This is a genomic window from Lysobacter enzymogenes (genome assembly GCF_017168095.1).
GTDB lineage: Bacteria > Pseudomonadota > Gammaproteobacteria > Xanthomonadales > Xanthomonadaceae > Lysobacter > Lysobacter enzymogenes_D.
In genome coordinates this window covers 1-15,476 of sequence record NZ_LXSD01000361.1, presented here as the reverse complement: position 1 = coordinate 15,476, position 15,476 = coordinate 1, and the positions used below count along the sequence as shown (strand labels likewise).

11 protein-coding genes and 4 pseudogenes are annotated in these 15,476 nt (G+C 67.8%); 7 read left to right on the top strand and 8 right to left on the bottom strand.

All coding sequences use genetic code 11. The features are described 5' to 3' along the window. Positions 1-450: 450 nt before the first annotated feature. Positions 451-1,545 (top strand): TraB/GumN family protein, encoded by a 1,095-nt coding sequence (locus A7A76_RS14290; RefSeq protein WP_206411814.1) that lies wholly within the window; start codon positions 451-453, stop codon positions 1,543-1,545. Between the two features lie 149 nt (positions 1,546-1,694). On the opposite strand, the pseudogene rnfB reads toward A7A76_RS14290, so the two are convergent. Next, positions 1,695-2,144 (bottom strand): annotated as a pseudogene (rnfB, locus tag A7A76_RS14285) (Rnf electron transport complex subunit RnfB); the annotation flags it as partial. 61 nt (positions 2,145-2,205) lie between these two features. Continuing rightward, positions 2,206-4,290 (bottom strand): methionine--tRNA ligase, encoded by a 2,085-nt coding sequence (gene metG / locus A7A76_RS14280; protein WP_206411813.1) that lies wholly within the window; start codon positions 4,288-4,290, stop codon positions 2,206-2,208. A gap of 35 nt (positions 4,291-4,325) precedes the next feature. Between metG and A7A76_RS26660 the strand changes: the two genes are divergently transcribed. Then, entirely contained in the window at positions 4,326-4,685 is a 360-nt protein-coding gene (locus tag A7A76_RS26660; protein ID WP_428995157.1) for a DUF6053 domain-containing protein, read from the top strand. On the opposite strand, the gene A7A76_RS14275 is transcribed toward A7A76_RS26660, so the two are convergent. From A7A76_RS14275 to A7A76_RS14265, 3 genes are all read right to left on the bottom strand, one after another. Then, positions 4,682-5,119, bottom strand: a complete 438-nt coding sequence (locus tag A7A76_RS14275; protein WP_206411812.1) for a DUF2147 domain-containing protein — start codon at positions 5,117-5,119, stop codon at positions 4,682-4,684. The genes A7A76_RS26660 and A7A76_RS14275 overlap by 4 nt on opposite strands. A gap of 292 nt (positions 5,120-5,411) precedes the next feature. Further along, complete coding sequence (locus A7A76_RS14270) at positions 5,412-8,405, bottom strand: TonB-dependent receptor domain-containing protein (protein WP_206411811.1); 2,994 nt, start codon at positions 8,403-8,405, stop codon at positions 5,412-5,414. 426 nt (positions 8,406-8,831) lie between these two features. After that, positions 8,832-11,654 carry a TonB-dependent receptor plug domain-containing protein gene (locus A7A76_RS14265; protein WP_206411810.1) on the bottom strand — a complete coding sequence of 941 codons (2,823 nt, stop codon included), beginning with the start codon at positions 11,652-11,654 and terminating at the stop codon, positions 8,832-8,834. A 486-nt stretch (positions 11,655-12,140) separates the two neighbouring features. On the opposite strand from A7A76_RS14265, the gene apbC reads away from it, so the two are divergent. After that, positions 12,141-13,205, top strand: a complete 1,065-nt coding sequence (gene apbC, locus A7A76_RS14260; protein ID WP_241200945.1) for an iron-sulfur cluster carrier protein ApbC — start codon at positions 12,141-12,143, stop codon at positions 13,203-13,205. 99 nt (positions 13,206-13,304) lie between these two features. Continuing rightward, positions 13,305-13,919, top strand: a pseudogene (gene dcd / locus A7A76_RS14255) (dCTP deaminase); the annotation flags it as partial. On the opposite strand, the pseudogene A7A76_RS26655 reads toward dcd, so the two are convergent. Next, a pseudogene (locus A7A76_RS26655) lies at positions 13,877-13,981 on the bottom strand (hypothetical protein); the annotation flags it as partial. The pseudogenes dcd and A7A76_RS26655 sit on opposite strands and share 43 nt — an antisense overlap. Between A7A76_RS26655 and A7A76_RS26650 the strand changes: the two are divergent. Further along, positions 13,944-14,024, top strand: a pseudogene (locus A7A76_RS26650) (DUF6053 domain-containing protein); the annotation flags it as partial. The pseudogenes A7A76_RS26655 and A7A76_RS26650 sit on opposite strands and share 38 nt — an antisense overlap. Before the next feature lie 9 nt (positions 14,025-14,033). Here A7A76_RS26650 and A7A76_RS26645 read toward each other — a convergent pair. Next, on the bottom strand, positions 14,034-14,165 hold the full coding sequence (locus A7A76_RS26645; RefSeq protein WP_428995156.1) for a DUF6053 domain-containing protein: 132 nt from the start codon (positions 14,163-14,165) through the stop codon (positions 14,034-14,036). Here A7A76_RS26645 and A7A76_RS26640 point away from each other — a divergent pair. Then, positions 14,104-14,376, top strand: coding sequence for a DUF6053 domain-containing protein (locus tag A7A76_RS26640; RefSeq protein WP_428995155.1), 273 nt, complete (start codon positions 14,104-14,106; stop codon positions 14,374-14,376). The genes A7A76_RS26645 and A7A76_RS26640 overlap by 62 nt on opposite strands. Then, complete coding sequence (locus A7A76_RS14250; RefSeq protein WP_206411809.1) at positions 14,334-14,846, top strand: RDD family protein; 513 nt, start codon at positions 14,334-14,336, stop codon at positions 14,844-14,846. Before A7A76_RS26640 ends, A7A76_RS14250 begins: the two co-directional genes overlap by 43 nt. Positions 14,847-15,024: 178 nt before the next feature. On the opposite strand, the gene A7A76_RS14245 is transcribed toward A7A76_RS14250, so the two are convergent. Then, the gene (locus A7A76_RS14245; RefSeq protein ID WP_206411808.1) at positions 15,025-15,330 is read right to left on the bottom strand and encodes a hypothetical protein; all 306 of its coding nucleotides are present in this window, start codon (positions 15,328-15,330) and stop codon (positions 15,025-15,027) included. Between the last annotated feature and the right edge of the window lie 146 nt (positions 15,331-15,476).

The window sequence follows — 15,476 nt, the reverse complement described above, 5'->3', positions numbered from 1 at the left end:
GAGACTTCAGAGTCCTGTCGCGGTGAAGCCCTGGATGCCCGCCTTCGCGGGCATGACGGTAGGGGTGGGCGCGGCTTAGCGGTGGGGGATGTGCGGTGTGACAGGTAGGCGGACGTGCGGCATGAAGGCAGTTGGGGGTGTGCGACCTCGGCGATAGCTCGGTTTCGCGGCGCCTCATCAAGCCGTCATCCCCGCGAAGGCGGGGATCCAGAGACTTCAGCGCCATGCTTCGCCAACCCCGGCTTCCACGTATCGACGGCCGCAAGCGACTTCCGCACGGCCCGGCGCCCGCTAAATCCCGCGCCGCGCGCGATTTGCGCCCGCAGTCGTTTACGCCTTCGTAATACGAACCCCAAGCCCCGCGTTCTACACTGGGCGCCCGTCCCCCAGCGCCGCGCGGCCGCCTGCGCCGCGGCCGCCGCCGTCCACCTCCGAGGTCTTCGTCGCCCCATGCGGTTGCTCAAGCTGTTCGTCCTGCCCTTGTGCGCCGCGGTCGCGTTGAGCGCGCCGCTGACTTCGGCCACCGCCACCGGCGCGGTCGCGCAGGCGGCCCAGGCCGCGGCCAAGCCGCCGCCGGTGCCGCTGCTGTGGCGGGTGTCGGACGCCGACAACGCGGTGTTCCTGCTGGGTTCGTTCCATCTGCTGCGCGCCGACGATTACCCGCTGTCGCCCGACATCGACCGCGCCTTCGCCGCGTCCGACAAGCTGGTGTTCGAAGTCGCGCCGGAGGAAATGTTCGATCCCAGCGTGGCCCAGCGTTTCCTGCAGCGCGCGCGCTACGACGACGGCCGCACCCTCAGCCAGACCCTGCCGGCCGACCTGCGCGAGAAGCTCAACCGGGTGCTGGCCAAGAACGGCCGCGCGCTGAGCCAGGTCGATGCGCTGGAGCCGTGGTTCGTGAACCTGTCGCTGGTGTTGGGCGTGTCGCAGTCGCTGGGTTTCAGCCCGCAGTTGGGCCTGGATCAATATCTGATGCGCCAGGCCGCCGAGGCCGGCAAGGGCGCGACCGGGCTGGAGAGCATGGACCACCAGCTCGATGTGATGGACGCCAGCCCCGCCGACGAGCAGATCAAGGCGCTGCGCGAATTCCTCGACCGGCCGACCGAAGTGCCGGGCATGCTCGAAGAGATGCACACCGCCTGGCGCGAGGCCGATCTGGCCAAGCTCGACGAGAAGGCGCGGGTGGAGATGCAGCTCAAGACGCCGCAGACCTATCGCATCGTCAACGTCGAGCGCAACGAGGCCTGGGTGCCGCAGATCCAGAAGTTGCTCGACGAGCAGAAGAAGGGCGACAGCCTGGTCGTGGTCGGCAGCCTGCATTTGCTCGGCAGCGACGGTTTGGTCGAGCGTCTGCGCGCGAAGGGCTACAAGATCGAACGGATCTGCTCGGCCTGCGCCGCGGGCACGGCGGATCTGGCGCCGATGCCGCCGCCGCCGGCGCCGGTGGGGCCGCCGGTGCGTTTGACCGACGAGCCGCGTGAGGGCGGTCCGGGCGCGGCGACGAAGCCTGAGGGCAAGACGGGCGAGCGCAAGCCCAGGCACTGAGGTTCGCGCGACGCCGCGACTGCAGGAGCGGCGCGAGCCGCGACCGCGCCGCCGCCGCTACAACGCAAGCGAGGTTTCGCGGTCGCGGCTTGCGCCGCTCCTACAGGTAGATTGCGCAGCAGCGAGTTGGTCGGGCGATCGCGCGCGGCTCAGGCCGCCGGCGCGACCAGCACGATGCAATCGACCGGGCACGCCGGCACGCACAGCTCGCAGCCGGTGCACAGCGGTTCGATCACCGTGTGCATGTGCTTGGCCGCGCCGACGATGGCGTCGACGGGACAGGCCTGGATGCATTTGGTGCAGCCGATGCAGTCGGCTTCGACGATCAGCGCCACCGGCGGCGTCGCCAGGTGGCGGCCGCGTTCGCGGTCGAACGGCAGCGCCGGCACGTCCAATAGTTTCGCCAACGCACGCGCGCCGGCATCGCCGCCCGGCGGGCAGCGGTCGACGCCGGCATCGCCGCGCGCCATCGCTTCGGCATAGGGACGGCAGCCGGCGTAGCCGCACTGGCCGCATTGGGTCTGCGGCAGCAGGCGGTCGAGGCGTTCGGTCAGGTCCATGTGAGCAGGAGTCAGCGAATAGGAGTTAGAAGTCAGCGAAAAGCCGGGAGCGGCTGCTTGCTCTTGCTATCTCCTGACTCCTAACCGCTACCTTCCAGCTTCACCGCACCGGCATGCCCGGCTGCGCGCCGCCGTCGGCGTCGAGCAGGAACAGGTTGCCGCCGTCGAAACCGGCCGACAGGATCATGCCTTCGCTGAGGCCGAAGCGCATCTTGCGCGGCGCCAGGTTGGCGATGAACACGACGCTGCGGCCGACCAGTTTTTCCGGCTCGGCGTAGGAGCCGCGGATGCCGGAGAAGATCTGGCGCTTGCCCAGTTCGCCGGCGTCGAGTTCGAAACGCAGCAGCTTGTCGGAGCCGTCGACGAATTCGCAGGCCACGACCTTGCCCACGCGCAAATCGAGCTTGGCGAAGTCGTCGATGGCGATGGTGGCGGCGGCGCCGGCCGCTTCGGCCTTGGGTTCGGCGGGCTTGGCGGCCTTCGCGGCCTTGCCGGCGTCGGCTTTCGCCGTATCGCTCTTGGCCGGCGCGGCGGCGAGGGATTCCTTGCTGGATTCGATCATGGCTTCGATCAGTTTCGCGTCGATACGGGTGAACAACGGGACGTAGGGGGCGATGGCGTGGGCGAGCAGCGGCTGGGCGAGGTCGTCCCAGCGCGCCACCGGCGCGGCGAGGAAGGCCTCGCCCTGCGCGGCCACCCGCGGCAGCACCGGCTTGAGCGCGGCGGCGAGCACGCGGAACAGGTTGAGGCCCTGGGTGCACACCGCCTGCAGCTCGGCGTCGGCGCCGTCCTGCTTGGCCAGCACCCACGGCTTGCGCTCGTCGATGTACTTGTTGGCCTCATCCGCCAGCGCCATGGTCAGGCGCAGCGCGGACGCGGCCTCGTTGGCTTCGTAGGCGCGCGCGATCGGCGCGAGCTGTTCGACGAAGCGCGCGTACATCGCCGGCTCCGGCAGCGCGTCGGCGAGGCGCCCGCCGAAGCGCTTTTCGATGAAGCCGGCGCAGCGGCTGGCGACGTTGACGAACTTGCCGACCACGTCGGAGTTCACCCGCGCGACGAAGTCGGCGAGGTTGAGGTCGATGTCCTCGACGCCGCCGGTGGTCTTGGTGGCGAAGTAATAGCGCAGCGCTTCCGGGGCCAGGCGGTGATCGAGATAGGTGCGGGCCTGGATGAAGGTGCCGCGCGATTTCGACATCTTCTCGCCGTTGACCATCAGGTAGCCGTTGACGTGCAGCCGGGTCGGCGCGCGGAAACCGGCGCCGTGCAGCACCGCCGGCCAGAACAGGCCGTGGAAGGTGACGATGTCCTTGCCGATGAAGTGGTGCAGTTCGGCCTGGCTGTCGCGCGACAGATACGACCAGAAATCCAGGCCCTTCTTCTCGCACAGGGTCTGGAAGCTGCTGAGGTAGCCGATCGGCGCGTCGATCCACACGTACAGGTACTTGCCCGGGTGGCCGGGAATCTCGAAGCCGAAGTAGGGCGCGTCGCGCGAGATGTCCCAGGCGCGCAGGCCGCCGTCGGCGTCGAGCCATTCGTGCAGCTTGGCGCGGATGCCCGGGGTGGCGACGTCGCCGGCCAGCCACTGTCGCAGGAACGCTTCGAAGTGGCCGACTTCGAAGAAGAAGTGCTCCGACTCGCGCAGCTCCGGCGTCGCGCCGCTGACCACCGAATGCGGCTCGAGCAAGTCGGTCGGCGCGTAGGTGGCGCCGCAGTTCTCGCAGTTGTCGCCGTACTGGTCGGGGGTCTTGCAGTTCGGGCAGATGCCCTTGACGTAGCGGTCGGGCAGGAACATCTGCTTGACCGGGTCGAACAGCTGCGCGACCGAGCGCCGCTGGATATGGCCGTTGTGGTCCAGGCGCGCGTAGATCGCCTCGGTCAACTGGCGGTTGGCGGCCGAGTGGGTGGAGTCGTAATGGTCGAAGGCCACGCCGAAGTCGGCGAAGTCGCGCTCGTGGCGGACCTGGATTTCGGCGATGTACGCCTCCGGCGTCTTACCGGCCTTTTCCGCGCCGAGCATGATCGGCGTGCCGTGGGTGTCGTCGGCGCAGACGTAATGCACCGTGTGGCCGGCCATGCGCTGCGCCCGCACCCAGATGTCGGCCTGCATGTAGCCGACCAAATGACCGAGATGGAGCTCGCCATTGGCATAGGGCAGCGCGTTGGAGACGACGATTTCGCGGGACATAGACGGTAGGGCCGTAAGTGGTCGTGAATTATGGCATGGGCGGCCGGGAAGGCCGGGCTGTGAACGCCGGGCGGGCTTGTGGTTGTGTGCGCAAGGGCCTGGGCTGTGCGGGAAAACCTGGGCTGTTTGTGGGAGGGCCTTCAGGCCCGATGCTTTTGTCTCAGATCGCAGCTAACGGACCGGAAAGCGTCGGGCCTGAAGGCCCTCCCACAAATCCAAGGCCGGACCCGGAGGCTCGATCTGGCGAGCCTGGAAGCAAGAAACCCGGCCAAGGCCGGAATCGTCCGTCCCAAAAAGCAAGAAACCCGGCCGAGGCCGGAATCGTCTCTCCCAAAAAGCAAGAAACCCGGCCGAGGCCGGGTTTCCGTATGCGAAACGGGCCGGCCGGGACTTAGTTGTGACGCATCCAGGTCTGGTTGCGGCCGATCAGCGAGAAGCCGATGAAGCCGCGCACTTCCAGCTTCTTGCCGCCGTCCTGCGGGGTCACCTTGACCGAGTAGACCTTGCCGCTGGCCGGATCGAGGATCTTGCCGCCTTCCCAGGTATCGCCGTTCTTGCGGATGCCCCACAGGATGACCATGCCCTTGACCGGCTTGCCCTTGCGCTCGCCGTCGCACTTGTCGCAGACCGGGTTGGGACCGTGGTCGGACTGCAGCACTTCGTTGACCCGGCCGGCGAGGCTGCCGTCCTTGGCCTCGTAGATCTCGACGATCGACTTGGGCTTCTGGGTCTTGTCGTCGATCGTGGTCCAGGACCCGACCGGCGTGGCCTGGGCGAACGCCGCCGCCGGCAGCGCGAGCAGCAGCAGGGCGAGCAGTTGTTTACGCATGTATCCCCTCCCAGAGACGTGAGCGTGGTGGCCGCGCGCCGTGGGCCGGCGCAGCGGGACGCGTTCTTTATACCGCATCCGCACAGGTATGGAAGCCGCGCGGCGCGCGTTCAGGCGGACCGCGGCGAAACCGCGGCCGCGGCCGCCGCCGCCGGCGCGCGACGCCTCGCGCGCAGCCCGCGAACCATCCGCGAACCGACCGCGAACCGACCGCGAACGGCCGGCGCCGAAAACGAAAAGCCCGGCATGCGCCGGGCTTTTCGCTGCAACCTTGGAACGCCGATCGCGGCGCTTAGAACTTGTAGCTGGCGCCGGCGTACACGTAGCGGCCGATGGTCTCGTAGTTCGAGTTGGCCGCGGCTTCGCCGAAGTAGTTCAGCGGCGGATCCTTGTCGAACACGTTGTCGGCGCCGACGTACAGGTCCAGACCGGTGTTGGGGACCTTATAGCCGACCTGCAGGTTGTGGTAGGTGTACGAGCCGTTGCGGATCGGATTCACCTGGCCGGGGTTGCTCTGGTAGCTCCACGGCTCCACGCGCAGGTTGGTGTGGATGTAGCGCATGTCCCAGCTCGCGCGCCAGTTGCCCAGCTTGTAGTTGGCGGTCAGCGAGGCGCGCCAGCGCGGGTCGCTGACGTAGTTCAGGTACTCGCGGTACTCGTTCGGGAACGCCTGGAACGCCCACTCGCGCGAGGAGATCAGGCGCGTGCCGACGAAGCGCAGCGCGGACTGGCCGCCGAACATCTCGAAGCGGTAGTCGGCTTCGATGTCGACGCCGGCGCGGCGCGAACGCGCCAGGTTCTCGTTGAGCGCGGTCCAGTTGTAGATCGTGCCGGCCGGGAAGGTGCGGCCCTGCGCGTCGACGTAGCCGCCGGCCGGAGCGCGCTTGATCGCGGCGCAGAACTCGTTGCCGATGCCGCCGGGCGAATCCACGCAGCGGGTCGCGAGCTGCTCGGCGGTGACCGCGCCGATCGCGTCCTTCAGGTTGACCCGCCAGTAGTCCACCGACAGGCCAAAGCCTTCGATGAATTCCGGCTGCCAGACGAAGCCGTAGGAGAACGAACGCGCCTCTTCGACGTCGAGGTCCGGGTTGCCGCCGCTGACGCCCGGGCGGGTGCCGCCGTAGGTGTCCTGGTAGTTCGCCGGCAGGCCGAGCGCGGCGCAGTTGCGCGCGCGCAGCGCCGGGTCGGCCGCGGTGTTGACCGAATTGGTGCGGCCCGGACGGGTGTCGCACGGGTCGTTCATCGGCGCGAAGTTCTGGGTCTGCGGGTTGAACAGCTCGCCGATGTTCGGCGCGCGCACCGCCTGGGCCAGGCTGGCGCGGACGCGGAAGGAGTCGTTGACCGCCCAATCCAGGCCGACGTTCCAGGTCTTGGTTTCGCCGACGGTGCTGTAGTCGGAGTAACGGCCGGCCAGGTCCATGCTCAGGCGCTGCACGCCCGGCAGGTCCGCGAGCAGCGGGATGGTGGTTTCGGCGAAGATTTCCTTGACGCTGTACTCGCCCTTGCGGCTCGGGATCGCGTTGAGGAAGGTCAGGCCCTGGGCGGCCAGCGGATCGGTGATTTCCTGGCTGGTCTCCTTGCGCCATTCCACGCCGCCGGCGAAACCGACGCCGCCGGCCGGCAGCTCGAACAGCGAGCTGTTGGCGACCGAGGCGCTGAACACCTTCTGGGTCAGCTTGGTGCGGTTGACCGCGTCGTAGTTGAACCAGTCGGCCGCCTGCGGGTTGACCGCGCCGTTGCCGAACACGCTGAAGGGCACGCAGCCCTGGCGCGACAGGTCGAGGTAGCGCACGCCGGTGTTCGGGTTGATCGCGTTCGGGTCGAGGGTGACGCGGCAGACCGGGTTGCCGGCGCCGTCGCGCACCACGTCCATGCCGGCCTGCCAGCGGTCGTTGATGCGGTTGTTGAGGTTGAGGCGGTCGACTTCGGTCTGGCCGTAGTTGGCCGAGACCTCGTAGGTCCAGTTCTCGGTCAGGTAGCCTTCCAGGCCGGCGACGTAGCGCTGGGTGGTGCGCTCGACGTTCTCGCCGCGGCGGCCGGCGTCGACGTTGAAGCGCGAGACCTGCAGCATCTTGTTGCGGTCGGTCAGGCTGTTGAGGCCGTTGGCGTCCATCAGCGCGGCCAGCTGCGGCGACAGGTAGGCGTTGTCGCGGCGGATGCGCAACGGCTGGTCGTAGGCCGGCTGGGCGCGGAATTCCGACTCGGTCTTGGTGTACTTGCCTTCGAAGAAGAACTTGTGGTTCTCGCTGATATCGAAGTTCACCAGCGCGTTGGCGCTGTAGCGGTCGAAGCCCGGCTGCAGGTCGGCGACGCCGTTGAGGTCGACGAAGTCGCAGTTGACGCAGGTGTTGGCGCCGTCGCGCGGGCCGTCGTAGCGGACCGGACGGAAGGTGCCGTCGTCGTTGAACAGGTAGCGCGTGCCGCCGGCGTTGAAGGTGCCGCCGTAGGAAATGCTGGAGTTGCCGCCCGGGCCCATGAACACGCGCTGCGGGTTCTGCTGGCTCGGCGGCAGCGCCGGGTTGTAGTTCGGGTTCGGCATGCTGACCAGGTTCTCGCGCCCGATCTTGCGGTCTGCGCGGCCGATGTTGTCCTGCTTGCTGTACTCGGCCGAGTACACCACGCTGCCGCGGCCGCCGGCGAACTCGTTGCCGCCGGTGAAGCTGAAGAACGAACGGCTGAAGTCGCCTTCGCTGGCGTCGCCGGTCTGGGCGCGCAGCTCGTAGCCGTCGAACTTCTTCTTCATGATGAAGTTGACCACGCCGGCGACCGCGTCGGCGCCGTACACGGCCGAAGCGCCGCCGGTGATCACTTCCACGCGCTCGATCAGTTCCACCGGGATGGTGTTGATGTCGACCGCGGTCGAGCCGGACAGGCCGCCGACGTGGCGGCGGCCGTTGACCAGCACCAGGGTGCGGGTGGTGCCCATGCCGCGCAGGTCGAGCAGGCCCAGGCCGGCGGTGCCGATCGAGCGGGTCGAGTTGCCCAGGGTGTAGGTGGCCGACAGCTGCGGCAGGGTGGTCATCAGGTCGGCGATGGTCACCGCGCCGGTGGCGCGGATTTCCTCGTTGCTGATGCCCACGACCGGCGAGGGCGTGACGAAACCGATGCGCTTGATGCGCGAGCCGGTGACAGTGACCGCGTCGATGTCGGTCGGCGTGGCGGCCGCGCCTTGGGCGGCGGCGGCTTCCTGGGCGCCGGCGCTGCCGGCAATGGAAAAGGCGATCGCGGAAACGAGCGCTGCCGTCAGCCTGCTGCGGTGCAGGCCGAACGAGTTGGGTGCTGCCATCGGTGGTTCCCCTAGCTGAAAGTGAAGCGCGAAAACGGACGTGCGCGGTCTAAGTACATGTTTTGGTTGCCTTCCCAGGCGTTAACGCTCCCTTTACGAAACTGAACTTAACACATCCGTAATATTTGCTTTTTGGCTATGGGCGCTCGTTGATTTTGCCGAATCTGTCTTGCAAGTTGTTGATTTTCAACTCCGATATCGGCTATGTAAAGTGAATGGGGCACCTTCGGGTGGGCAATCGATAACGGCGTACATCACATAAAATTCGTGTGCCTTGCCGTTATTTGGCAATTCGAAATTGCACTTCGGTTCGCTGGTCCGCCCGGTCCGGGCCGCCTGCAGCGCAGACGAAAAAAAGCCCGGCCGAAGCCGGGCTGTGTGAACAAAACGCAGGCCCTGGGGCCGAATCGGTTCAGTGCCAGCCGATCAGTGGAAGCTGTACTCGAACTGCGCCGAGACCTCGCGGCCGATGGGGCTGTAGGCGCGCCAGAAGTACGGATAGGTGTTGAAGCCGCCGTCCTGGGGATGGAACTTGTTGAACACATTGTTGACGAACACCGTGAGCCGCGCCTTCTCGGTGATCTGCTTGCCGAGGTTGACGTTCCACAGGAAGTACGGCGCGATGCGGCCGGTTTCCTGCCAGTTCGGCAGGCTGCCGTAGCGGGTCATGAACACGGTCGCGTTCCAGTCGTTGCGCTGCCAGTTCACCGAACCGCGCACGCGGCTGCGGAAGTCGAAGTTGCCCGGGTCGTCGCGCCAGTCGCGGTCCACCGGGTCGGTGGCCAGCAGCTGGCGTTCGCTCTTGAGCGTGTGGGTCCAGCCCAGCTCGGTGCGGAAGTCGCCGAAGCGCTGCGTGCTGAAGCGCCAGTTGAGCGCCGCGTCGATGCCCGACACGCGCAGCAGCGACTGGTTGACCGGGCCGCTGCGCACGCCGTCGATGCGCTGGGTCGGTTCGCCCGGCGCGTCGATGCGGTTCACGCGGCTGACGATTTCCTGGCAGAACGCCGAATCCGGCGAGAACTGGAACGGCTGGCGGGTGCGGGTCAGGCCCGTGCGGCAGCCGGCTTCGTTGTCGAGGATGTAGGCGCTGGACAGGGTGGTGACCGCGTCGTCGAGCTTGATGTCGTAGTAGTCCACCGACAGCGACAGGCCGTCGACCACGTCCCACACCACGCCGGCGCCCCACGACTCGCCGGTTTCCTCGGTCAGCGTCGGCTCGCCCTTGCTGGTGGCGAACACCGAGTAGTTGTAGACCGAGCCCGTGCACGACGCCGCCGGCAGGCCCGCGCTGAGGCAGCGGTAGGTGTCGAGCGAGGTGGTGAAGCTGCCGCTGCCTTCGTTGAACACGAAGTGCATGTCCGGCGCCTTGAAGCTGGTGGAGTAGTTGCCGCGGAACAGCAGGTTGTCGAGCGGGCGCCACTCCAGGCCGTAGCCCCAGGTCTTGGCGTCGTCGACCGCGGTGATGTCGTCGTACTTGTCGAAGCGGCCGGCCAGGCTGGCCTTGAGCGAGGGCAGGATCGGGATCGAGAACTCCACGCCGGCGGCATAGCGGCTGCGGTCGCCGCCGCCGTTGGTGCCGGTGAGGTTGTAGGTCTCGATCACCGTCGGCAAGATGCTGCGCGGCGACTTGAGGTCGTAGCCCTGCTTGGTGAAGTCCAGCACCGCGGCGAAGCCGAGCGGGCCGGCCGGCAGGTCGAACAGGTCGCCCGACAAGGTCGCGCTGCCCTGGGTGACCCAGGATTCGGATTCGTACTTCAGCGTGTCCGACATCGCCCGGTACTGCTCCGGGGTCAGCGGGGTGTAGAAGCGGTCGAGGTTGAGCTTGTAGCGCGGCGTGCCGGTGGTGTTCAGGCGCGGGCCGAAGAACCAGTCGGTGACCTTGGAGCCGTCCAGGCGCTGGCGGGTGCGCTCGGCGCGGTATTCGGCGCGGCCCAGGGTCACGTCCCAGTCGAAGCGGCCGACGGTGCCGCGCAGGCCGAAGGCCACGTCGAGCGACTTCTCGGTGTAGTGCTGGTACAGGCCGTCGACGCCGCCGTACTCCTGCGGGGTCAGCACGCGCTGCATGTTGAGGTTGGTGTTGAAGCCGGTGTCGAACCAGGTGGTGACGCGGCCGCTGCCGTCGATGTGCGGGCCGCTGATCGCCTCGGTGCCGCCGGCGAGCTTGGACTTGGAATAGAAGCCCTGCAGGCTGGTCCAGGCCTGGATGCCGCTGGCGAAGTCGTAGGTGCCGTAGAAATAGCCCGACCAGTCGTTGTTGCCGTTGGCGATGGTCTGGTAGGACACGTCCTTCCAGCTGCCGCAGCCCGGGCCGAGGTTGGTGACCGCGCGGGTCGCGGCGACGACGGTGCGGAAGTTGTAGTCGACGAACTCGCCGCCGAAGCGGTCGCAGGTGCCCGGCGGCGGCGCGATGTAGGAACCCGCGGCGCTGCCCGGACGGTTGAGGCGGATGCTCGCGGTGGGCTGGTTGACGCCCAGTTCCGGGGTCGGCAACGGATTGTCGTCGGCCGAATCCATGAAGCTGCGCTGGAACGCCCACACCGGCTCGTCGGCGAAATACTCCAGCGCGTAGGTGACGCTCCAGTTGTCGCCGGAGCGGCCGCCGACCCACTGCACGTCGCCGAAATCGCCGCCGCCGGTGGTAGTGGTGCCGCCGCGCACGGTCAGCTTGTCGCCGTTGAAGTTGGTCTTGAGCACGACGTTGATCACGCCGGCCACGGCGTCGGAGCCGTAGATCGCGGACGCGCCGCCGGACAGGATCTCGATGCGGTCGACCGCGGCCGAGGGAATGTTGCCGAAGTTCTGGAAGTTGCTCTGGCCGTTGTACGGGAACGGGTAGTCCGCGGCGCGGCGGCCGTTGATCAGCAGCAGGGTGCGGCCCGGGCCGAGGCCGCGCAGGTTCACCGGGCTGCCGTTCGGGGTGAAGCCGCCGGCGGAGTTGAGCTCGTTCTGCACCGCGCCGCCGTTCTGGGTCAGCGTCGACAACGCGTCGAACACGGTGACGAAGCCTTCGCGCTCGATCTGGGTGGAGCTGATCACGGTGACCGGCGAGGGCCCTTCGATCTGGGTGCGCTTGATGCGCGAGCCGGTGACCACCACGCCTTCGACGTTGGTCGGCTTCTTCGCGCCTTCGCCGGCCGCGGCCGGTTCCTGCTGCGCCTGCGCCGTCCCCACGACGCCGCCGATCAGAATCGCGGCCGCAAGCGCCCGCGACAGCCTGCTCGGGCGCAGGCCGCTGTTGTTGAGTGCCATCTAGGTTTTCCCCTGGAACGATTGAAGTTCGCGGTCGTGTGCCGCTGTGTGCCGACCTTGGCGGAAATCTTGCTCCGTGTGGTCGAAATTAACACGGGATTAACCGTGTAGTCATCATAAAACAATCAAAACGTGGTCGATCAGGTCTTGCTATTCAATAAATTATTGAAATATAAGTATATTTTTTCTTTATTTGCAGCTGCAATGCAGCGAAAATCCTCCCATCGGCATGAATTCGCACCCGTATTGGCGTGCTTCGTCGGATGTTTTAGCAACTTTGAATTGCATATTCAGCGAGCGTTCGGTTGCATGGCACGCTCGGTCAGACAGCCGCTTGGGTGGTGCCGTCGGCCACCGCGGCGGCGGTCCGGACGGGACGTTTGTGCGACCCAGGCCTTAACATGAGGCCCGGGCCGCGCCAGGCGGCCGCTGGTTTCCTTTCAGAGCCTCCATGCCTCTCCATTTCCCTGTTGCCGGGCGTCCGGCATGAACGAATCGCTGCAGGCCGCGATCGCGGCGATCCACCTTCCCGACACCGATCTGAGCCTGGCCGACAGCGGCGCGCGCGTGCGCGCCGGCGCCGCCGACGGCCGGGTCGCGGTGTCCATCACCGCCGGCTTCGCCCTCGACGGCCTGCGCCCCGCGCTGGAGGCGGCGATCGCCGCGGCGCTGGCGCCGCAGGGGCTGGCCCTGGCCAGCCTGGAGCTGATCGCGCGCATCGTCTCGCACGCGGTCCAGCCCAAGCTGTCGCCGCTGGCGAACGTGCGCAACCTGATCGCGGTCGGCTCGGGCAAGGGCGGGGTCGGCAAGTCGACCACCGCGGTCAACCTGGCGCTGGCGCTGGCGCTCGACGGCGCCCGCGTCGGCGTGCTCGACGCCGACATCTACGGCCCCAGCGTGCCGACCATGCTCGGCGCGCACGGCAAGCCCGACAGCCCCGACGGCAAGCACATCGAGCCGCTGCGCGCGCACGGCATCGAGGCGATGTCGATCGGCCCGCTGGTCGAGCAGGACACGCCGATGATCTGGCGCGGGCCGATGGCGACCTCGGCGCTGACCACCTTGCTCAACGACACCCAGTGGGGCGAGCTGGACTATCTGATCGTCGACCTGCCGCCGGGCACCGGCGACATCCAGCTGACCCTGGCGCAGAAGATCCCGGTCGCCGGCGCGGTGATCGTGACCACGCCGCAGGAAGTGGCGACGCTGGACGCGCGCAAGGCGCTGCGCATGTTCGAGAAGGTAGAGGTGCCGGTGCTGGGCCTGGTCGAGAACATGGCCGTGCACGTGTGCTCGAACTGCGGCCACGCCGAGCATCTGTTCGGCGACGGCGGCGGTGCGCGCATGGCCGCGCAGTACGGCGTGCCGCTGCTGGGCAGCCTGCCGCTGGAGATCGCGATCCGCGAGCAGGGCGACGCCGGCGTGCCGGTGGTCGTCGCCCAGCCCGATTCGGCCGCCGCGCGCGCCTACCGCGGCACCGCGCGCCGGCTGGCGGCGGAACTGGCGAAGCGGCCGCGGGTGGCGCCGTCGATTTCCGCGTCGCTGCTGTAAGCGCGGGCCGAGGCCGCGCGCGCCGCAGCGCGGGCGCTGCGCCCGGCCGCAAGAACGCGGCCGCGGCCGCAGCCCGTACAATTCCGGACCGGGCGCCGCATGCGACCGGCCCCACAACGCAGACCGCGCGGCCCGGCCGCGCCTTCGAAGGAACACCGCATGAGCATCAAGTCCGACCGCTGGATCCGCCGCATGTCCGAGCAGCCCGGCGGCATGATCGAGCCGTTCGAACCCGGCCAGGTCAAGCAGTCCGCCGACGGCCAGCGCATCGTCAGCTACGGCACCTCCAGCTACGGCTACGACGTGCGCTGCTCGCGCGAGTTCAAGGTGTTCACCAACATCAACTCGACCATCGTCGATCCCAAGCACTTCGACAGCGGCAGCTTCGTCGACGTGGAATCGGACGTGTGCATCATCCCGCCGAACTCGTTCGCGCTGGCGCGCACGGTCGAATACTTCCGCATCCCGCGCGACGTGCTGGTGGTGTGCCTGGGCAAGAGCACCTACGCGCGCTGCGGCATCATCGTCAACGTGACCCCGCTGGAACCGGAGTGGGAAGGCCACGTGACCCTGGAATTCAGCAACACCACGCCGCTGCCGGCGCGCATCTACGCCAACGAGGGCGTGGCGCAGATGCTGTTCTTCCAGTCCGACGAAGTCTGCGAGACCTCCTACAAGGACCGCGGCGGCAAGTACCAGGGCCAGGTCGGCGTGACCCTGCCGCGCACCTGAGCCGGTGTGGGAGGCACTTCAGTCCCGATGCTTTCGTTTCCGGTCGGCGCGACCTGGGTGCAAGGCGTCGGGACTGAAGTCCCTCCCACAAGATCGCTACCGCACAGCGGCGTTGCGCCGGGCTTTTGCGCGGACTTTTGCTTTTGTGGGAGGGACTTGAGTCCCGATGCTTTCTCTTCCGGTCGCCGCGACCTGGGCGCAAGGCATCGGGGCTGAAGTCCCTCCCATCAGGCCACCGCTGCCTGAGCCGGCGCCTGCGCAGGCCATCGAGGGGCGAGAAAAGACCGCAATCGGTGCATCCGATCGCGGTTTTGCCTGTTATCTTTCCCGGGCCCAACCAGGGGCCGTGCGACGGGGAATCGCGCGGACCCCTCCATCCCTGCAAGGAGTAGACGAATGGACCCGCAAAACCCTTACCAGAGCCCGCAGTCCGAACTGACCGCGCACAGCGGCGGCGACGATGAGCTGGCCGATCGCGGCATCCGCCTGGTCGCCGCGATCATCGACGGCGTCATCATGATGGTGGTGATGCTGCCGCTGATGTTCCTGGGCGGCTATTTCACCGCGATCATGGAAGCCGCGCAGGCGGGCCAGCAGGCCTACGGCCTGCAGATCGCCTGGGGCCTCGGCGGCCTGCTGCTGTTCTTCGCCGTGCAGTACCTGCCGCTGAGCCAGAGCGGCCAGACCTGGGGCAAGCGGGTGATGAAGATCAAGATCGTCGACCAGAACGGCGACAAGCCCGACCTGGCCACGCTGATGGGCAAGCGCTACCTGTTCCAGCAGGGCATCGGCCTGATTCCGTGCCTGGGCGCGATCATCGTGCTGGTCGACGTGCTGATGATCTTCCGCGAAGACCGCCGCTGCCTGCACGACCAGATCGCCGGCACCCGCGTGGTGGTCGCGCGCTGATCCCTCGCGCGAACGCAGTCGCAAGAAAGCCGGCGCCCAAAGCGCCGGCTTTCTTGTTTCGGGGAGCCTCCTGTAGGAGCGGCGCGAGCCGCGACCGCGACAACGCAGCTACGACGAACCTTGCGGCGCAGTTGCGTTGTCGCGGTCGCGGCTCGCGCCGCTCCTGCAGGGCCTGCGGTCAGCTGCGCGGTTTCTGGTAGGTGACGAAGAAGCCTTGCAGGTCGCCGTTCTCGATGTACGGCTCGACGCTGACCACGTCGTAGCCGCGGGTGGCGAAGGCCTGGTGGGCGCGGCTGAGCGCGTTGGCCGCGCCCTGGTTGCGGAAGCCCCAGGTCGCGTCGACCCACAGCGTCACCGCGTGCAGGTTCTTGCTCGCCGCGTCCTGCGCGACCTGGTCGGGGTTCTTGTCGAACAGGCCGGCATGGGCCGGCGTGCCGACGGTGGCGGCCGCGGCGAGCAGGGCGGCGAGCAGGATGCGATGCATGAAGGATCTCCGGCATGCGGCCGTCGCGGCCGCGGTCGAGGGGGAAGGCCGCCGTCGCGACGGCGGCCGGGTGCGGCAAGGGTGGCACGGCGGCGGCCGCGCTTCGACCGCAGCGGCGCGCGGCGTTCAGCGCTCGCTGCGCTCGG

Bases quoted from the DNA above. Each gene is read 5' to 3' on its own strand.
- apbC (WP_241200945.1), top strand. From the start codon at position 12,141: ATGAACGAATCGCTGCAGGCCGCGATCGCGGCGATCCACCTTCCCGAC.
- A7A76_RS14290 (WP_206411814.1), top strand. From the start codon at position 451: ATGCGGTTGCTCAAGCTGTTCGTCCTGCCCTTGTGCGCCGCGGTCGCG.
- A7A76_RS14250 (WP_206411809.1), top strand. From the start codon at position 14,334: ATGGACCCGCAAAACCCTTACCAGAGCCCGCAGTCCGAACTGACCGCG.
- A7A76_RS14265 (WP_206411810.1), bottom strand. From the start codon at position 11,654: ATGGCACTCAACAACAGCGGCCTGCGCCCGAGCAGGCTGTCGCGGGCG.
- A7A76_RS26660 (WP_428995157.1), top strand. From the start codon at position 4,326: ATGGGCGGCCGGGAAGGCCGGGCTGTGAACGCCGGGCGGGCTTGTGGT.
- A7A76_RS26640 (WP_428995155.1), top strand. From the start codon at position 14,104: ATGCTTTCTCTTCCGGTCGCCGCGACCTGGGCGCAAGGCATCGGGGCT.
- A7A76_RS14275 (WP_206411812.1), bottom strand. From the start codon at position 5,119: ATGCGTAAACAACTGCTCGCCCTGCTGCTGCTCGCGCTGCCGGCGGCG.
- metG (WP_206411813.1), bottom strand. From the start codon at position 4,290: ATGTCCCGCGAAATCGTCGTCTCCAACGCGCTGCCCTATGCCAATGGC.
- A7A76_RS26645 (WP_428995156.1), bottom strand. From the start codon at position 14,165: ATGGGAGGGACTTCAGCCCCGATGCCTTGCGCCCAGGTCGCGGCGACC.
- A7A76_RS14270 (WP_206411811.1), bottom strand. From the start codon at position 8,405: ATGGCAGCACCCAACTCGTTCGGCCTGCACCGCAGCAGGCTGACGGCA.
- A7A76_RS14245 (WP_206411808.1), bottom strand. From the start codon at position 15,330: ATGCATCGCATCCTGCTCGCCGCCCTGCTCGCCGCGGCCGCCACCGTC.